The following is a 14,393-nucleotide window of genomic DNA, read 5'->3' on the forward strand; positions in this document are numbered from 1 at the left end:
GCACCGACCCACCGCACCGACGCACTGTCCGGCCCGCACCCCCGGGGAGACCCCCCGCACGGGCGGTCCGGCGAGAGGACACCCCATGACACCGGTCCTGCGCGGGGAATCCCCGTCCGTGACGGAGACTCCCGGCATCCCCTGCCCCGACGCCGACCTGCTCGGCTTCGCCGGCCTCCTGCCGCCCGCCGAGCGGGAACGGCTCGCGGCCCTGCACGAGTTCCTGCAGACCCGCATCCGCCCCGCCGTCGTCGAGCCCTGGACCCGCGAGGAGTTCCCCGCCCACCTGCTGCCCGCCCTCGCCGAGCACGGGCTGGGCGAGCTCGAGCTCTCCGGGGCCTCCCGGCTGTTCACCGGCCTCGCCCACGCCGAGGTGGCCCGGGCGGACGTGTCCCTGAGCGCCCTCGTGGGCATCCACAACGAGCTGATCCTCGGGCTGATCGACGCCCTGGGCTCCCCCGAGCAGAAGCAGCGGTGGCTGCCCGCCCTGCGCACCTTCCGCGCCCTGGGCGCCTTCGCGCTCACCGAGCCCGAGCACGGCTCCGACATCGCCGGAGGCCTGTCCGCCACCGCGACCCGCGACGGCGGGGACTGGGTGCTCACCGGCACCAAGCGGTGGATCGGGGCCGGCACCGTCGCCGACGTCGCCATCGTGTGGGCCCGCGACACCGCCGACGGGCAGATCAAGGGCTTCCTCGTGGAGACCGACCGCCCCGGGTTCACCGCCACGAAGATCGGGGACAAGCTCGGGCTGCGCATCATGCAGAACGCCGACCTCGTCCTCGACGCCGTGCGCGTCCCGGCCGAGGCCCTCCTGCCGGGGGCCACCGGCTTCGCCGCCGCCAACGAGATGCTGCGCAACTCCCGCGCGTGGGTCGGCTGGCAGGCCGCCGGCGCCCAGCTCGCGGTCTTCGACATCGCCCGCGACTACGCGCTCGCCCGCCGGCAGTTCGGCCGGCCCCTGGCCGCCTTCCAGCTCGTGCAGGAGCCGCTGGCCCGGATCCTGGGCAACGCCTCCGCGTCCCTGGGGCTGATGGCCCGCATCGCCGGGCTGCAGGAGGAGGGGCGCCTGGACATGCCCCAGGCCGCGCTCGCGAAGGCCACCACGACCCGCCTCGCCCGCGAGTCGGCGGCCCTGGGCCGGAACCTGCTCGGCGGCAACGGCGTGGTCGCCGAGCACGGGATGGCCAAGGTCTTCGCCGACATCGAGATCATCCACACCTACGAGGGCACCTACGAGATCAACGCCCTGATCGTGGGCCGGGCCGTCACCGGCGTCTCCGCCTTCATCTGAGCCCCGACCCGCCGCACGGAAGGACCCCGCATGGACGTCACCGACACCTCCGCCCTCGTCACCGGCGCCGCCTCCGGCCTCGGCGCCGCCACCGCCGCGATGCTCGCCGGCCGCGGCGTGCGCGTGACCGGCCTCGACCTGCCCGCCGCGCTCGAGCGGGCCCCCGACGTGCCCGGGGTCCGCTATGCCCCCGCCGACGTCACCGACCGCGCCGCCGTGGCCGCCGCCGTGGAGACCGCCGCCGGGCAGGGGCCGCTGCGCACGGTCGTCAACTGCGCCGGGATCGCCCCCTCCGCCCGCGTGCTGGGACGCGGGGGCGTGCACGACCTCGAGCTGTTCGAGACCGTGCTGCGCGTGAACCTGCTCGGCACCTTCACCGTCCTCGCGCTCGCCGCCGAGCACATCGCCGCGACCGACCCCGTCGACGACGACGGGCAGCGCGGGCTGGTCGTCAACACCGCCTCCGTCGCCGCGTTCGAGGGACAGGTGGGGCAGGCCGCCTACGCGGCCTCCAAGGGCGGGGTGCACAGCCTCGGCCTCACCGCGGCCCGCGACCTCGCGAGCGCCGGCATCCGGGTGAACACCATCGCCCCCGGCGTGGTCGAGACCCCCATGCTGGCCACGGTCAGCGACGAGTTCCGGGCCGGCCTCGCGGCGGGGGTCCCGTTCCCGCGGCGGCTGGGCCGGCCCGGGGAGTTCGCGCAGCTCGTGGCGGCGTTCCTCGACAACGACTACCTCAACGGCACGACCGTGCGGATGGACGGCGCCCTGCGCATGGCCCCGCGCTGAGCCCCGTCTCCCGGGGGCCCGCCGCGCGAGGGGCGGCGGGCTCCCGGGAGGGACGGGGGCGCCGCCGCCCGCGCCCCGGGGCGCCCCATAGACTGGGCCCATGACCACTGACTTCTCGCCCGTCGACCTCGCGACGGCCCGCGACCGCCTCCGCCAGCTGATCGTCGACCTCGCCGTGGTGCGCGGGAAGGTGACCCTCGCCAGCGGCATCGAGGCCGACTACTACGTGGACCTGCGCCGGGTGACCCTCCACCACGAGGCCTCCCGCTACGTGGGGCAGGTGATGCTCGCGATGCTCGACGAGGCCGGGATCTCCTTCGACGCCGTGGGCGGACTGACCATGGGCGCCGACCCCGTCGGCACCGCCGTCATGCACGCGGCCGGGGACCGGGGCCGGGCCGTGGACGCGTTCGTGGTCCGCAAGGACCAGAAGAGCTACGGGATGGGCCGCCAGGTCGAGGGCCCGGGCGTGCAGGGCCGCGACGTCGTCGTCGTCGAGGACACCTCCACCACCGGCGGCTCCGCGCTCACCGCGGTCGAGGCCCTGCAGCGGGCCGGGGCCAACGTCGTGGCCGTGGCCGTGATCGTGGACCGGCTCACCGGGGCCACCGAGCGGATCCAGGACACCGCCGGCGTGCCCTGCCTGCACGCCTTCACCAAGGACGAGCTCGGGCTTGACTGACCGTCCGGACGGCGCGCCGGAGGTCGGCGTCGGCCCCTGGGAGGGCCCGTGGCCGGAGGGCGAGCACTGGGACCCGGAGCTGCTCGCCCACGGCGACCGCCGCAACGTCGTCGACGCCTACCGCTACTGGCGCACGGAGGCCGTGGTCGCCGACCTCGACACCCGCCGGCACGCCTTCCACGTCGCCGTCGAGAACTGGCAGCACGACCTCAACATCGGCTCCGTGGTGCGCACCGCCAACGCCTTCCTCGCCCGGGAGGTGCACATCGTGGGGCGACGGCGCTGGAACCGCCGCGGTGCGATGGTGACCGACCGCTACCAGCACGTGCGCCACCACGGCGGCGTCGAGGAGTTCACCGCGTGGGCGCGCGCCGAGGGACTGCCCGTGATCGGGGTCGACAACTTCCCGGACTCCCGGCCGCTGGAGACCTACGACCTGCCGGAGCGCTGCGTGCTGGTCTTCGGGCAGGAGGGCCCCGGGCTCAGCCCGCAGATGCACGCGGCGGCCGAGGCCACCCTGTCCATCGCCCAGTTCGGCTCGACCCGCTCCGTCAACGCCTCCGCGGCGGCCGCGGTCGCGATGCACGCCTGGGTCCGCCGCCACGTCTTCGGCCAGACCGTTCCGTGACGCCCCGCGCCGCGCCCGTCGTCCCCCGCGGACCGGGCCGCTAGAGTGGGGCGCAGGCCACACCCGACCCGAAGGAGTCAGCATGCCCATCGCCACCCCTGACGTCTACGCCGAGATGATCGACCGCGCCAAGGAGAAGGGCTTCGCCTACCCGGCGATCAACGTCACCTCCTCCCAGACCCTCAACGCCGCGATCCGCGGCTTCGCCGAGGCCGGGTCGGACGGCATCATCCAGGCCTCCACCGGAGGCGCCGCCTACTGGTCCGGGGCCTCCGTCAAGGACATGGTCACCGGCTCGCTCGCGATGGCCGCCTTCGCCCGCGAGGTCGCCAAGAACTACGACGTCAACATCGCCCTGCACACCGACCACTGCCCGCAGGACAAGCTCGAGGGCTTCGTGCTCCCGCTGCTCGAGGAGTCCGAGAAGGCCGTGGCCCGCGGCGAGGACCCCATCTTCCAGTCCCACATGTGGGACGGCTCCGCGATCGAGCTCGACGAGAACCTGCGGATCGCCCAGGACCTGCTCGCCCGGTCGGCGAAGGCCAAGATCATCCTCGAGGTCGAGATCGGCGCGGTCGGCGGCGAGGAGGACGGCGTCGAGAACGAGATCAACGAGAAGCTCTACTCCACCGTCGAGGACGGCCTGGCCACGGTCGAGGCCCTCGGCTCCGGCGAGAAGGGCCGCTACCTCACCGCCCTGACCTTCGGCAACGTCCACGGCGTCTACAAGCCCGGCGGCGTGAAGCTGCGCCCCGAGCTGCTGAAGGAGATCCAGGCCGCGGTCGGGCAGAAGATCGGCAAGGACCGCCCCTTCGACCTCGTCTTCCACGGCGGCTCCGGCTCCTCCGCCCAGGAGATCGCCGACGCCGTCTCCTACGGCGTGGTCAAGATGAACGTGGACACCGACACCCAGTACGCGTTCACCCGTCCCGTCGCCGGCTTCATGTTCGCCAACTACGACGGCGTGCTGAAGATCGACGGCGAGGTCGGCAACAAGAAGAAGTACGACCCGCGCGTGTGGGGCGCCCTCGCCGAGGAGTCCATGGCCGCCCGCGTGGTCGAGGCCTGCGAGAACCTCGGCTCCGCCGGGACCTCGGTCAAGTAGGACCCCCGCGCCCGCCGCACCCGGCGGAGCACCGACGGCGGCGCCCTGCCACGGGCGCCGCCGTCGCCCGTTCCACCCGCCCCGCGACACCGATCGGAAGGACCCGCACCCATGAGCCTCGCCGGCAAGAATCTCCTCGACGGCCCCGAGCCCACCCTCCTGAGCGAGGACCCCGCGCTGAGCGCGCGGCTCGAGGCCGGCGACGAGGCCGAGGACCTGGCCGCCCGCTTCCCCAAGGCCTCCCTGCCCTGGGCGATGTGCGCCGAGGACGCCCTCGACGAGGGCCGCACCCTCGAGGGCTACGCCTACGCCCGCGTCGGCTACCACCGCGGCCTCGACGCCCTGCGCCGCCACGGCTGGAAGGGCCACGGCCCCGTCCCCTTCGCCCACGAGCCCAACCGCGGCTTCCTGCGGGCCCTCGCCGCCCTCGGCCGGGCCGCCGCCGCGATCGGCGAGCTCGACGAGGCCGAGCGCATCCAGCAGTTCCTCGACGACTCCGACCCCACCGCCGCGGAGCAGCTCTCCCGCTGACCCGCCGACGCCGGCCCGGACGCCCACGGCGTCCGGGCCGGCGCCGTTCCCGGGCGGGGGACGTCCGGGCCGGGCGGACGTCATCCTCCCGGCCGAGGATTGTCGACGATCAGACACCGTGGGACCATGTGATATGCCCAACATCCAGAGGTTCGTTCCAGAAGGCCCGCACCCGGATCGCGTCATCGGCGTCGTGAACCCCTACGACATGGCGCTCGACCGGGAGCTGTGGCGCTGGATGCCGGACAACGTCTCGCTGGCCGTCGCCCGCACGCCCCACCACCCCATGGTGGTCGACGAGATCATGGCCAGCGCGCTGGGCGACGACGCGGAGATCCGCTCCACCGCCCGGTGCCTCACGGCCGTCGAGCCGGAGGCGGTCGTCTTCGCCTGCACCTCGGGCAGCTTCGTGAACGGGATCGAGGGGGCCCGGCGCATCTCCGCCGCCATCGCGGAGGAGGTGGGCGCCCCGGCCGTGACCACGTCGGAGGCCCTGCTCGAGGCGCTGGACGCGCTGGGGGTCACCCGCCTGGCGATCGCCACCCCCTACGTCGAGCGGCTGACGGCCCGGCTCGAGGACTTCCTCGCGGCCGACGGGCGCACGGTCGTGGGCACGGCGGGCCTGGGGCTGGACCGGCTGATCTGGCACGTCCCGTACGCCACCACGGCGGAGCTCGTCCGGCGGGCCGACCGCTCCGACGCGGAGGCCGTCTTCGTCTCCTGCACCAACCTGCCGACCTTCCACATCATCGCCGCCCTCGAGGACGAGCTCGGCAAGCCGGTGCTCACGGCCAACCAGGTCACGGCGTGGGCCGGGCTGCGCCGGCTCGGGCTGCCGCTGGTCACGGAGGACCAGCGGCTGAGCTCGGCCGGACCCGCTGCGGCCTGACCGCAGGCCCGCCCCCACGACGACGGCGCCCCGCGGGGCGCCGTCGTCGTGGGGGCGGGCCCGGGCCGGCCGTGGGGGCCGGCCCGGTGTCAGCCGGCGAAGAGGGCGCCGAGGCCCTCGGCGCAGGCGGGGTGGCCGGCCAGCCGGAGGCCGTGCCAGGCGGTGACCTGGTTGGCCGTGAGCACCGGCATGCCCAGGGTCTCCTCGAGCCGGGGCAGCACGGCGACCGTGTGCAGCGCGGTGTCCGGGATCAGCAGGGCCTGGGCTCCGGCGAGGTCGGCGGCGCGGGCCGTGGCCAGGACCCACTCGGCGTCGAGCCGGCCGGCGTCCTCGCCGCTGGGGACGTCGTAGGTGGACAGGGCCGTCACGGTGATGCCCTCGGCCTCCAGGAGCCGTACGAAGTGCGCCGCGACGTCCTCCGGGTACGTGGCGGCGACGGCGACCCTGGTCAGGCCCAGGTGGTGCACCGCCTCGGCGAAGGCCAGGGAGGTGGACGAGGAGGGGACGCCGGCCGCCTTCTCGACCCACCCGGCCTGCTCCCGGCAGCCGTCCCGGCCGTAGACGAAGCTGCCGGAGGTGCAGGCCCACATGGCGGCGTCGGGGGACAGGCCGCGGGCCCTCTCGGCGGAGGGGGCCAGGTTCTCGCGGGAGCCCAGGGTCAGCAGCGCCTCGACGTCGTGGTCCGTGCTGCCCTCCCAGGTGTGGATCACCGGGAAGGAGGCCTCCGGGACGAGCTTCTCGAGGGCGGGGAACTCGTCCTCCGCGCTGTGACCGGGGTACAGGATGGCGACGGTGGTCATGATGGCGGCGGCCCCTTCGTGGTGTGTTGCAGGTCTCAGCAAAAAGCTTACAGTTGGATTGTCGACAATCATAGGGCGCCGTGCCCCGGTGCCCGCACCCCCACCCGAACGGAGACCCTCCATGACCCGGTACCTCACCATCACCCTGGAGAAGCGCGGTGTCACCGCCCGGGCCCGCCTGCTCGACGACGCCGCCCCGCGCACGGCGGAGGCCGTCTGGCAGGCGCTGCCCCAGTCCGGGCAGGTGTTCCACGGGAAGTTCGCCCGCAACGAGATCTATGCCCTCGTGCCCGCCTTCGCCGACGAGGAGCCGGGCCCGGAGAACCAGACCATCACGCCCATCCCCGGCGACCTGTGCTACTTCACCTTCGAGGGGGTGCTCGACAACCCCGCCTACGGCTACGAGGCCTCGGCGGGCACGACCGAGAACCGGCTGCTCATCGACCTCGCCGTCTTCTACGGCCGCAACAACCTCCTCGTCAACGGGGACGTGGGGTGGGTGCCCGGCAACGTCTTCGCGACGATCGAGGAGGGGCTCGAGGAGCTCGCCGCCGCGTGCCAGGACGTCTGGATGGGCGGAGCGCGCGGCGAGACCCTGAGCTTCGCGCGCGCCGAGGGCGCCTGAGGCGCGGGGCGGGGCGTGCGGCGGGGCCGGACCTCAGCCCCGCCGCACGTAGCCCAGCTGCTTGTCCACCTGGTTGACCAGGTCCTCGCCCGCGCACCAGCGGGCGAGGTTCTGTGCGAACTGGTCCGCCAGTGTGTCCCGCCAGCCCACGACGTCGCCGCTCATGTGGGCGGACACGTGCACGTTGTCCATGCGCCAGAACGGGTGAGCAACGGGCAGCGGCTCCTCGGCGAAGACGTCGAGCGACGCGGCGGCGATCCCGTTGCTCTGCAGGGCCCGGACCAGGGCCGGTTCGTCCACGAGCGCGCCCCGGCCGACGTTCACGACGTGGGCCGTGGGCTTCATCCGGGCCAGCACGTCGGCCCCCAGCAGGCCGCGGGTGTCCTCGGTCAGCGGCGCGATGAGCACGAGGTGGTCCGCCCACCCGGCGTGCTCGGCGAGCTCCGCGCTCGGGACCACGGTCCCGAAGTCCGGGTCGTCCTCCCGGGCGGTGCGCCCGGCGCCGCGGACCTCCAGGCCCACGGCCCGCAGCAGCCGGGCCGTGGCGCGCCCGATCCCGCCCGTGCCCACGACCAGGGCGTGCCGGCCCGCCGTGCGCCGCAGCTCGCGGTGCTGCCAGACCCCGCGGCGCTGCAGCTCCTTGCTCGGGTGCAGCTGCTTGTCGTGGGCCAGGACGGAGGCCAGGACGAACTCTGCGATCGGCCCGTCGAAGGCGCCGTGGGCGTTGGTGACCCGGACCGGGGACGACCGCAGCCCGTCGAAGAGCAGGGAGTCCACGCCCGCGGCGGCCACGTGGACCCACTCCAGGGAGTCGGCGTGGGGCCAGGCGTCGCGCAGGGCGGGGGAGAAGAAGTCCCACACGAACAGGATCTCGGCCCCGGGCAGGGCCCGGGGGAGGCCCTCGGCGTCGGTCCAGACCACGTCGGCCTGCTCCTCGAGGTCCGCGGCGTTGTGGGGGGCGCTCGTGCCGGGTGCCGTGAGCACGACGAGCTTCGGGCGGCGCCGAGAAGGCTGTGGCGGTGCGGTCTGGTCCATGGGTCCACTCTAGGACTCCTGAATATTGTTGACAATAAGTCGATCGCGTCGGAAGAATGTGAGCCATGACATCTCTCAGCCCCGTTCTCAAGCAGGCGACCCCCGTGGTCGTGGACCACGCGCAGGGCAGCTGGATCCACGGCACCGACGGCCGGTCCTACCTCGACTTCACCACCGGCATCGGCGTGACGAGCACGGGGCACTGCCACCCGAAGGTCGTGGCCGCCGCCCGGGAGCAGGTGGGCAGGATCATCCACGCGCAGTACACCACCGTCATGCACCAGCCCCTGCTGGCGCTGACCGAGAAGCTGGGCGAGGTGCTGCCCGCGGGACTGGACTCCGTGTTCTACGCGAACTCCGGCTCCGAGGCCGTCGAGGCCGCGGTCCGCCTGGCGCGCATGGCCACCGGCCGGCCCAACATCGTCGTCTTCCAGGGCGGCTTCCACGGCCGCACCGTCGCCGCCGCGTCCCTCACCACGGCCGGCACCAAGTTCTCCGCCGGCTTCGCGCCCCTGATGGCCGGCGTGCACATGTCCGCCTTCCCGTACGCCTACCGCTACGGCTGGGACGAGGCCACCGCCGTGGACTTCGCCCTGCGGGAGCTCGACTACCTGCTGCAGACCCGCACCGCGCCCGCCGACACCGCGGCGTTCCTCATCGAGCCGGCCCTCGGCGACGGCGGCTACCTGCCCACCCCCGGGGCGTTCATGGACGGGCTGCGCGAGCGCGCCGACCGCCACGGCATCCAGCTCGTCTTCGACGAGGTCCAGGCCGGCGTGGGGCGCACCGGGAAGTTCTGGGGCCACCAGTACTCCAACGTCACTCCCGACATCCTCGTCACGGCCAAGGGCATCGCCTCCGGCTTCCCCATCTCGGCCATCGCGGCCTCCACGGAGACCATGTCCAAGGCGTGGCCGGGCTCCCAGGGCGGCACCTACGGCGGCAACGCCGTCTCCGCCGCCGCGGGCGTGGCCACCCTCGAGGTCGTCGAGGAGGAGGGCCTCGTGGAGAACTCGCGCGTGCGCGGCGAGCAGCTGAAGGCCGGGGTCGAGGAGATCCAGGAGCGCTTCCCGGTGATCGGCGACGTCCGCGGCCGCGGCCTGATGCTGGGCATCGAGTTCACCGCCGAGGACGGCTCCCCGGACGCCCGGACGGCCGCCGCCGTCCAGCAGGCCACCACGGAGCAGGAGATGCTGACCCTCACCTGCGGCCCCGCGGGCAACGTGGTCCGGCTCATCCCGCCCCTGGTGGTCACGGCCGAGGAGATCGCCACCGGCCTGGAGCGCTTCGAGGCCGCCGTCGCCGTCGTCACCGAGGCCGTCACCACCGCCACCGGATCCTGAAGGACACCATGAACCCCGGCACCTCCGAGCCCACGACGGCGGACCGCGCGGTCGCCGACGCGAAGACCGCGGACGCCCAGGCCGTCGCCGCGCGCGAGCAGGCCTCGGCGGAGCCCGCCGTGCTGGCGCGGCTGGCGGCCGTCGGCGTGGCCGCCGACGCCGCGCCGCGCCGGCTGGCCGAGTACGCCTACGACGCCTCGAACTACCGGGTCGCCCCGGTGGCGGTGGTGTTCCCGCGCACCGTCGACGACGTGGTCGGGACGGTGGCGGCGTGCCGGGAGACCGGCACGCCGCTGACCGTGCGGGGCGGGGGCACCTCCATGGCCGGCAACGCCGTGGGCCCCGGGGTGGTGCTCGACCTCTCCCGCTACATGAACCGGATCCGCACCGTGGACGAGGCCGCGGGCACCGTCGACGTGGAGCCGGGCGTGGTGCTCTCGGACCTCACCCGGGAGGTGGAGGCCGCCACCGGCAGGCGCGCCACCTTCGCGCCGGACCCCTCCTCGAAGAACCGCGCCACGGTCGGCGGGGCCATCGGCAACGACGCGTGCGGCAACCACTCCGTGCGCTACGGCCGCACCTCCGACCACGTGGCGGAGATCGACGTCGTCACCTCGGACGGGGCCCGCCTCACCGCCACGAGCACGGGGCTGCGCGCCACCGACCCGGACGACGAGGTGTCCGCAGCCCGTGCCGCGCAGCTGGCGGAGTCCCTGCGCGGCCTGGCCCACGAGAACCTGGCCGCGTTCCGCCTGGAACTGGGGCGGATCCAGCGCCAGGTCTCCGGGTACCACCTGCAGAACCTCCTGCCCGAGAAGAAGTTCGACGTGGCCCGGGCCCTGGTGGGCTCCGAGGGCACGTGCGCGGTCGTCGTGGGTGCCCGGATGAAGCTCGTGCCCAGGCCGGCCAGCGCGCTGCTGGTCTGTCTGGGCTACGAGGACGTCGTCGACGCCGCGCGCGACGTGCCCACGATCCTGGAGTTCTCGCCGGCTGCCGTGGAGGGCACCGACGAGGCCATCGTGGAGACCATGCGGTTCCGGCGCGGGGCGGACTCGGTCCTGGGCCTGCCCGCCGGACGGGCCTGGCTGTTCGTGGACCTGGACGGGGACGACCCGGGGACCGTGGCGGAGCAGGCCGAGCGGCTGCTCGAGCGGCTGGCCGGGAACGGGCGGCTCGTCGAGGGCCGGGCCGTGCCGGACCCCGTGGCGCGCGCCTCCCTGTGGCGCGTGCGCGAGGACGGGGCGGGCCTGTCCTCCCGCCTGGCCTCCGGCGGTGAGTCGTGGCCCGGCTGGGAGGACTCCGCGGTGGCCCCGGAGGACCTCGCGGACTACCTGGCCGACCTGCGCGCCCTGCTGGCCGAGCACGGCCTCGACGGCGTGATGTACGGGCACTTCGGCGCGGGGTGCATGCACATCCGCATCACCTTCGACCTGCGCACCGGGGCCGGACGGGAGGTCTTCCGCCGCTTCACGCGCGAGGCCGCCGAGCTGGTGGTCCGCCACGGCGGGTCGCTGTCCGGCGAGCACGGGGACGGGCGGGCGCGGTCGGAGCTGCTGCCGATCATGTACTCCCCGGTCGTGCTCGCGGCCTTCGCCCGGTACCGGCGGCTGTGGGACCCGTCCGGGATCCTCAACCCCGGCTCCATGACGGCACCGGACCCGATGGACGCCCACCTGGCCCTGGAGGGGGTGCCGGCGCGGGAGTGGCGCACGAGCTTCGACCTGCGCCCGATCGGCGGCCACGGCGGCTCCCTCGCGGAGACCGACGACCCGGCCACCGCCTCCGGCGCCGGGACGGACCCCTGGGTGCACGCCGTGCAGGGCTGCATCGGCGTGGGCCGCTGCCGCGCGGACACCGGCGGCGTGATGTGCCCCAGCTACCGGGCCACCCGGGACGAGAAGGACTCCACCCGGGGCCGCGCCCGCGTGCTCCAGGACATGGTCCGCGGTGCGGCCACCGTGCAGGAGGGGTGGCGCTCCGAGGAGGTGCGCGAGGTCCTGGACCTGTGCCTGTCCTGCAAGGCCTGCGCCACCGACTGCCCGGCCGGCGTGGACATGGCCACCTACAAGTCAGAGTTCTTCGACCACTACTACCGCGGCAGGCTCCGGCCGCTGTCCCACGTCTCCCTGGGCTGGCTGCCGCGGTGGCTGAGGCTCACCGGCCGGATCGCCCCGCTGGTCAACGCCGTGCTGGCCACCCCCCTCGGCAAGGTCGCGGCGGCCGTCGGCGGACTGACCACCCGGCGCGCGCTGCCGCGCTTCGCCGGGGCGGGGGAGTGGCGCCGCGAGGTCGCGGCCGCGACCGGCGGCCCCGCACCCGGGGACGGCTCGGCGGTGCTGTTCGTGGACACCTTCACCCGGGGCTTCCGCCCCGAGGTGGCCGGTGCCGCCGCGCGCGTCCTGACCGACTCCGGTGAGGCGGTGGAGTGCGCGGCGGACGCGTGCTGCGGGCTCACCTGGATCTCCACCGGCCAGCTCGGCACCGCAAAGAGGCTGCTGTCCCACGCCGCCGCGGTGCTCGACGACGGCACCGACCGGCCGATCGTGGTCGTGGAGCCCAGCTGCGCCGCCGCCCTGCGGAAGGACATGCCGGAACTCGTCCCCACGGACCAGGCGCGACGGGTCGCGGCCCGCGTGCGCAGCTTCGCCGCCCACGCGGGCGAGCGCGCCGCCGCGGGATGGCGTCCCGCCCCGGCCGGTCCGCTGCCGCAGCGGGTGGTGCTGCAGACCCACTGCCACGAGTACTCGGTCTTCGGCGCCGGCACGCAGCGGGCCGCGCTCGCGGCGGCCGGGGTGCCCGAGGTCGTCGACGCCACGGGCTGCTGCGGCGTGGCCGGCAACTTCGGCTTCGAGAAGCAGCACTACGAGGTCAGCATGCAGGTGGCCGAGAACGCCCTGGCCCCGGCGCTGCGCGGCACCGGGCGGGAGACCGCAGTGCTCACCGACGGCTTCTCCTGCGCCATGCAGGTCGACCACCTCGATCCCGCCCGGCCGGGTCTGCACCTGGCCCAGATCCTGGACCCGGGCCGGTCCCCCGAACGGCACCGGGGGCCGGCTCCCACCGACACCTCGTCCACGACCCAGAAAGAGGACACCCCATGACCGCCAGCGTCAACACCTCTCGCACCTCCCAGCAGGCGCTCGACGCCGTCGGGAAGGTCAGCACCGGCCTGTTCATCGACGGGCAGTGGTGCGAGGCCGCATCCGGCGCGCGCTTCGACGTCGTCAACCCCGCCACCGAGGAGGTCGTCGCCACGGTCGCCGACGGCGGCGCCGAGGACGCCCGGCGCGCCATCGAGACCGCCGGGCGGACCCAGAAGGAGTGGGCGCGCACGGCGCCCCGGGAGCGCAGCGAGATCCTGCGCCGGGCCTACGAGCTCATCATGGAGCGTCAGGACGAGCTGGCCCTGGTCATGACCACGGAGATGGGCAAGCCCTTCGCCGAGGCCAGGGGCGAGGTGGCCTACGCCGCCGAGTTCTTCCGCTGGTTCTCCGAGGAGGCCGTGCGCATCGGCGGCGACCACACCACCACCGGGGACGGGAAGAACCGGATCCTCGTCTCCAAGGAGCCGGTGGGCCCGTGCGTGCTGGTCACGCCCTGGAACTTCCCGCTGGCCATGGGCACCCGCAAGATCGGCCCCGCCATCGCCGCCGGCTGCACCATGGTCTTCAAGCCGGCGAACCTCACGCCACTGTCCTCCCTGGCCCTGGTGGACATCCTCGTGGAGGCCGGGCTGCCCGCGGGCGTGCTCAACGTCGTGTGCACCTCCAAGGCCTCCTCCGTCGTGGGCCCGTGGATGTCGTCCGGGATCGCCCGCAAGATCAGCTTCACCGGCTCCACCGAGGTGGGCGTGCGCCTGCTCGAGCAGGCCGCCCAGCACGTCATGCGCTCCTCCATGGAGCTGGGCGGCAACGCCCCGTTCATCGTCTTCGAGGACGCGGACCTCGACCGCGCCGTGGAGGGCGCCGTCGCGGCGAAGATGCGCAACATGGGCGAGGCCTGCACCGCGGCCAACCGGCTCTTCGTGCAGCGCTCGATCGCCGGCGAGTTCTCCGAGCGCCTCGCCGCGCGCCTGGGCTCCCTCGCCGTGGGCGACGGCGCGCAGGACGGCACCGACGTCGGTCCGCTCGTCGAGGAGAAGGCGCTCACCAAGGTCCAGGAGCTGGTGGACGACGCGGTGTCCAAGGGCGCCACGGTGGTCTGCGGCGGCTCCCGCCCGGACCGCGCGGGGTACTTCTACGCGCCGACGGTCCTGTCCGACGTCGATCCCTCGGCCCAGCTCATGAGCGAGGAGATCTTCGGCCCGGTGGCCCCCGTGATCCCGTTCGACACGGAGGAGGAGGTCGTGCGCATGGCCAACGACACCCCGTGGGGCCTGGTGGGCTACCTCTTCACCCAGGACGTCGACCGCGGCTTCCGGGTGGGTGAGGCCCTCGAGGTCGGCATGCTCGGACTCAACACCGGCATCGTCTCCAACCCCGCGGCGCCCTTCGGCGGGGTCAAGGCCTCCGGCCTGGGCCGCGAGGGCGGGCGCGTGGGGATCGAGGAGTTCCTCGAGTACAAGTACATGGCCGTGCCCCGCAGCTGAGACCGGTGCCCGGTGCACGCGCCGGGAGAGCCCCCGGTGGACCGCTCCGGTCCTCCGGGGGCTCTCCCGTGCCCACGCTCCGCC

Annotated in this window: 13 protein-coding genes; 11 read left to right on the plus strand and 2 right to left on the minus strand. The window is 74.2% G+C overall.

Features of this window, described 5'->3' with window-relative positions; translation table 11 throughout:
- Positions 1-85: 85 nt before the first annotated feature.
- The 7 genes from LQU92_RS08710 (at position 86) to LQU92_RS08740 (ending at position 5,918) form a co-directional block, all read left to right on the plus strand.
- Positions 86-1,294, plus strand: coding sequence for an acyl-CoA dehydrogenase family protein (locus LQU92_RS08710; RefSeq protein ID WP_230779927.1), 1,209 nt, complete (start codon positions 86-88; stop codon positions 1,292-1,294).
- Between the two features lie 30 nt (positions 1,295-1,324).
- Positions 1,325-2,083, plus strand: coding sequence for an SDR family NAD(P)-dependent oxidoreductase (locus LQU92_RS08715; RefSeq protein ID WP_058857332.1), 759 nt, complete (start codon positions 1,325-1,327; stop codon positions 2,081-2,083).
- Positions 2,084-2,183: 100 nt separating this feature from the next.
- Entirely contained in the window at positions 2,184-2,765 is a 582-nt protein-coding gene (gene pyrE / locus LQU92_RS08720; protein ID WP_230779930.1) for an orotate phosphoribosyltransferase, read from the plus strand.
- Positions 2,758-3,393: a TrmH family RNA methyltransferase gene (locus LQU92_RS08725; protein ID WP_101851530.1), complete on the plus strand. Its 636-nt coding sequence runs from the start codon at positions 2,758-2,760 to the stop codon at positions 3,391-3,393. The genes pyrE and LQU92_RS08725 overlap by 8 nt, the downstream gene beginning before the upstream one ends.
- A gap of 82 nt (positions 3,394-3,475) precedes the next feature.
- Positions 3,476-4,498 carry a class II fructose-bisphosphate aldolase gene (gene fbaA, locus LQU92_RS08730; RefSeq protein WP_230779932.1) on the plus strand — a complete coding sequence of 341 codons (1,023 nt, stop codon included), beginning with the start codon at positions 3,476-3,478 and terminating at the stop codon, positions 4,496-4,498.
- Between the two features lie 111 nt (positions 4,499-4,609).
- Positions 4,610-5,029 (plus strand): DUF3151 domain-containing protein, encoded by a 420-nt coding sequence (locus LQU92_RS08735; protein WP_101851532.1) that lies wholly within the window; start codon positions 4,610-4,612, stop codon positions 5,027-5,029.
- A 133-nt stretch (positions 5,030-5,162) separates the two neighbouring features.
- Positions 5,163-5,918: an aspartate/glutamate racemase family protein gene (locus LQU92_RS08740; protein WP_101851533.1), complete on the plus strand. Its 756-nt coding sequence runs from the start codon at positions 5,163-5,165 to the stop codon at positions 5,916-5,918.
- Positions 5,919-6,007: 89 nt separating this feature from the next.
- Here the strand turns inward: LQU92_RS08740 and LQU92_RS08745 are convergent, their stop codons facing one another.
- Entirely contained in the window at positions 6,008-6,718 is a 711-nt protein-coding gene (locus LQU92_RS08745; protein ID WP_230779934.1) for a maleate cis-trans isomerase, read from the minus strand.
- A 121-nt stretch (positions 6,719-6,839) separates the two neighbouring features.
- Here LQU92_RS08745 and LQU92_RS08750 point away from each other — a divergent pair, with 121 nt between their 5' ends.
- A complete protein-coding gene (locus tag LQU92_RS08750; protein ID WP_101851535.1) occupies positions 6,840-7,343 on the plus strand; it encodes a DUF3830 family protein in 504 nt (167 codons plus the stop codon).
- A gap of 33 nt (positions 7,344-7,376) precedes the next feature.
- Here LQU92_RS08750 and LQU92_RS08755 read toward each other — a convergent pair whose 3' ends face one another.
- Positions 7,377-8,378 carry a D-2-hydroxyacid dehydrogenase gene (locus LQU92_RS08755; RefSeq protein ID WP_230779935.1) on the minus strand — a complete coding sequence of 334 codons (1,002 nt, stop codon included), beginning with the start codon at positions 8,376-8,378 and terminating at the stop codon, positions 7,377-7,379.
- A gap of 65 nt (positions 8,379-8,443) precedes the next feature.
- On the opposite strand from LQU92_RS08755, the gene LQU92_RS08760 reads away from it, so the two are divergent.
- From LQU92_RS08760 to LQU92_RS08770, 3 genes are read left to right on the plus strand one after another with little or no spacing between them, the layout of a single operon-like run.
- Entirely contained in the window at positions 8,444-9,721 is a 1,278-nt protein-coding gene (locus LQU92_RS08760) for an aspartate aminotransferase family protein (RefSeq protein ID WP_230779937.1), read from the plus strand.
- An 8-nt stretch (positions 9,722-9,729) separates the two neighbouring features.
- Positions 9,730-12,822, plus strand: coding sequence for an FAD-binding and (Fe-S)-binding domain-containing protein (locus LQU92_RS08765; RefSeq protein WP_230779939.1), 3,093 nt, complete (start codon positions 9,730-9,732; stop codon positions 12,820-12,822).
- Positions 12,819-14,309: an NAD-dependent succinate-semialdehyde dehydrogenase gene (locus LQU92_RS08770; RefSeq protein ID WP_230779942.1), complete on the plus strand. Its 1,491-nt coding sequence runs from the start codon at positions 12,819-12,821 to the stop codon at positions 14,307-14,309. The genes LQU92_RS08765 and LQU92_RS08770 overlap by 4 nt, the downstream gene beginning before the upstream one ends.
- Positions 14,310-14,393 lie beyond the last annotated feature (84 nt).

This window comes from Kocuria sp. LUK (assembly GCF_021012935.1).
Classification (GTDB): domain Bacteria; phylum Actinomycetota; class Actinomycetes; order Actinomycetales; family Micrococcaceae; genus Kocuria; species Kocuria flava.

What these genes read in the sequence shown, in the direction of transcription:
- LQU92_RS08770 (WP_230779942.1), top strand. Translation starts at nt 12,819, where the DNA reads ATGACCGCCAGCGTCAACACCTCTCGCACCTCCCAGCAGGCGCTCGAC.
- LQU92_RS08760 (WP_230779937.1), top strand. Translation starts at nt 8,444, where the DNA reads ATGACATCTCTCAGCCCCGTTCTCAAGCAGGCGACCCCCGTGGTCGTG.
- LQU92_RS08735 (WP_101851532.1), top strand. Translation starts at nt 4,610, where the DNA reads ATGAGCCTCGCCGGCAAGAATCTCCTCGACGGCCCCGAGCCCACCCTC.
- LQU92_RS08750 (WP_101851535.1), top strand. Translation starts at nt 6,840, where the DNA reads ATGACCCGGTACCTCACCATCACCCTGGAGAAGCGCGGTGTCACCGCC.
- LQU92_RS08755 (WP_230779935.1), bottom strand. Translation starts at nt 8,378, where the DNA reads ATGGACCAGACCGCACCGCCACAGCCTTCTCGGCGCCGCCCGAAGCTC.
- LQU92_RS08715 (WP_058857332.1), top strand. Translation starts at nt 1,325, where the DNA reads ATGGACGTCACCGACACCTCCGCCCTCGTCACCGGCGCCGCCTCCGGC.
- fbaA (WP_230779932.1), top strand. Translation starts at nt 3,476, where the DNA reads ATGCCCATCGCCACCCCTGACGTCTACGCCGAGATGATCGACCGCGCC.
- LQU92_RS08710 (WP_230779927.1), top strand. Translation starts at nt 86, where the DNA reads ATGACACCGGTCCTGCGCGGGGAATCCCCGTCCGTGACGGAGACTCCC.
- LQU92_RS08740 (WP_101851533.1), top strand. Translation starts at nt 5,163, where the DNA reads ATGCCCAACATCCAGAGGTTCGTTCCAGAAGGCCCGCACCCGGATCGC.
- LQU92_RS08765 (WP_230779939.1), top strand. Translation starts at nt 9,730, where the DNA reads ATGAACCCCGGCACCTCCGAGCCCACGACGGCGGACCGCGCGGTCGCC.
- pyrE (WP_230779930.1), top strand. Translation starts at nt 2,184, where the DNA reads ATGACCACTGACTTCTCGCCCGTCGACCTCGCGACGGCCCGCGACCGC.
- LQU92_RS08745 (WP_230779934.1), bottom strand. Translation starts at nt 6,718, where the DNA reads ATGACCACCGTCGCCATCCTGTACCCCGGTCACAGCGCGGAGGACGAG.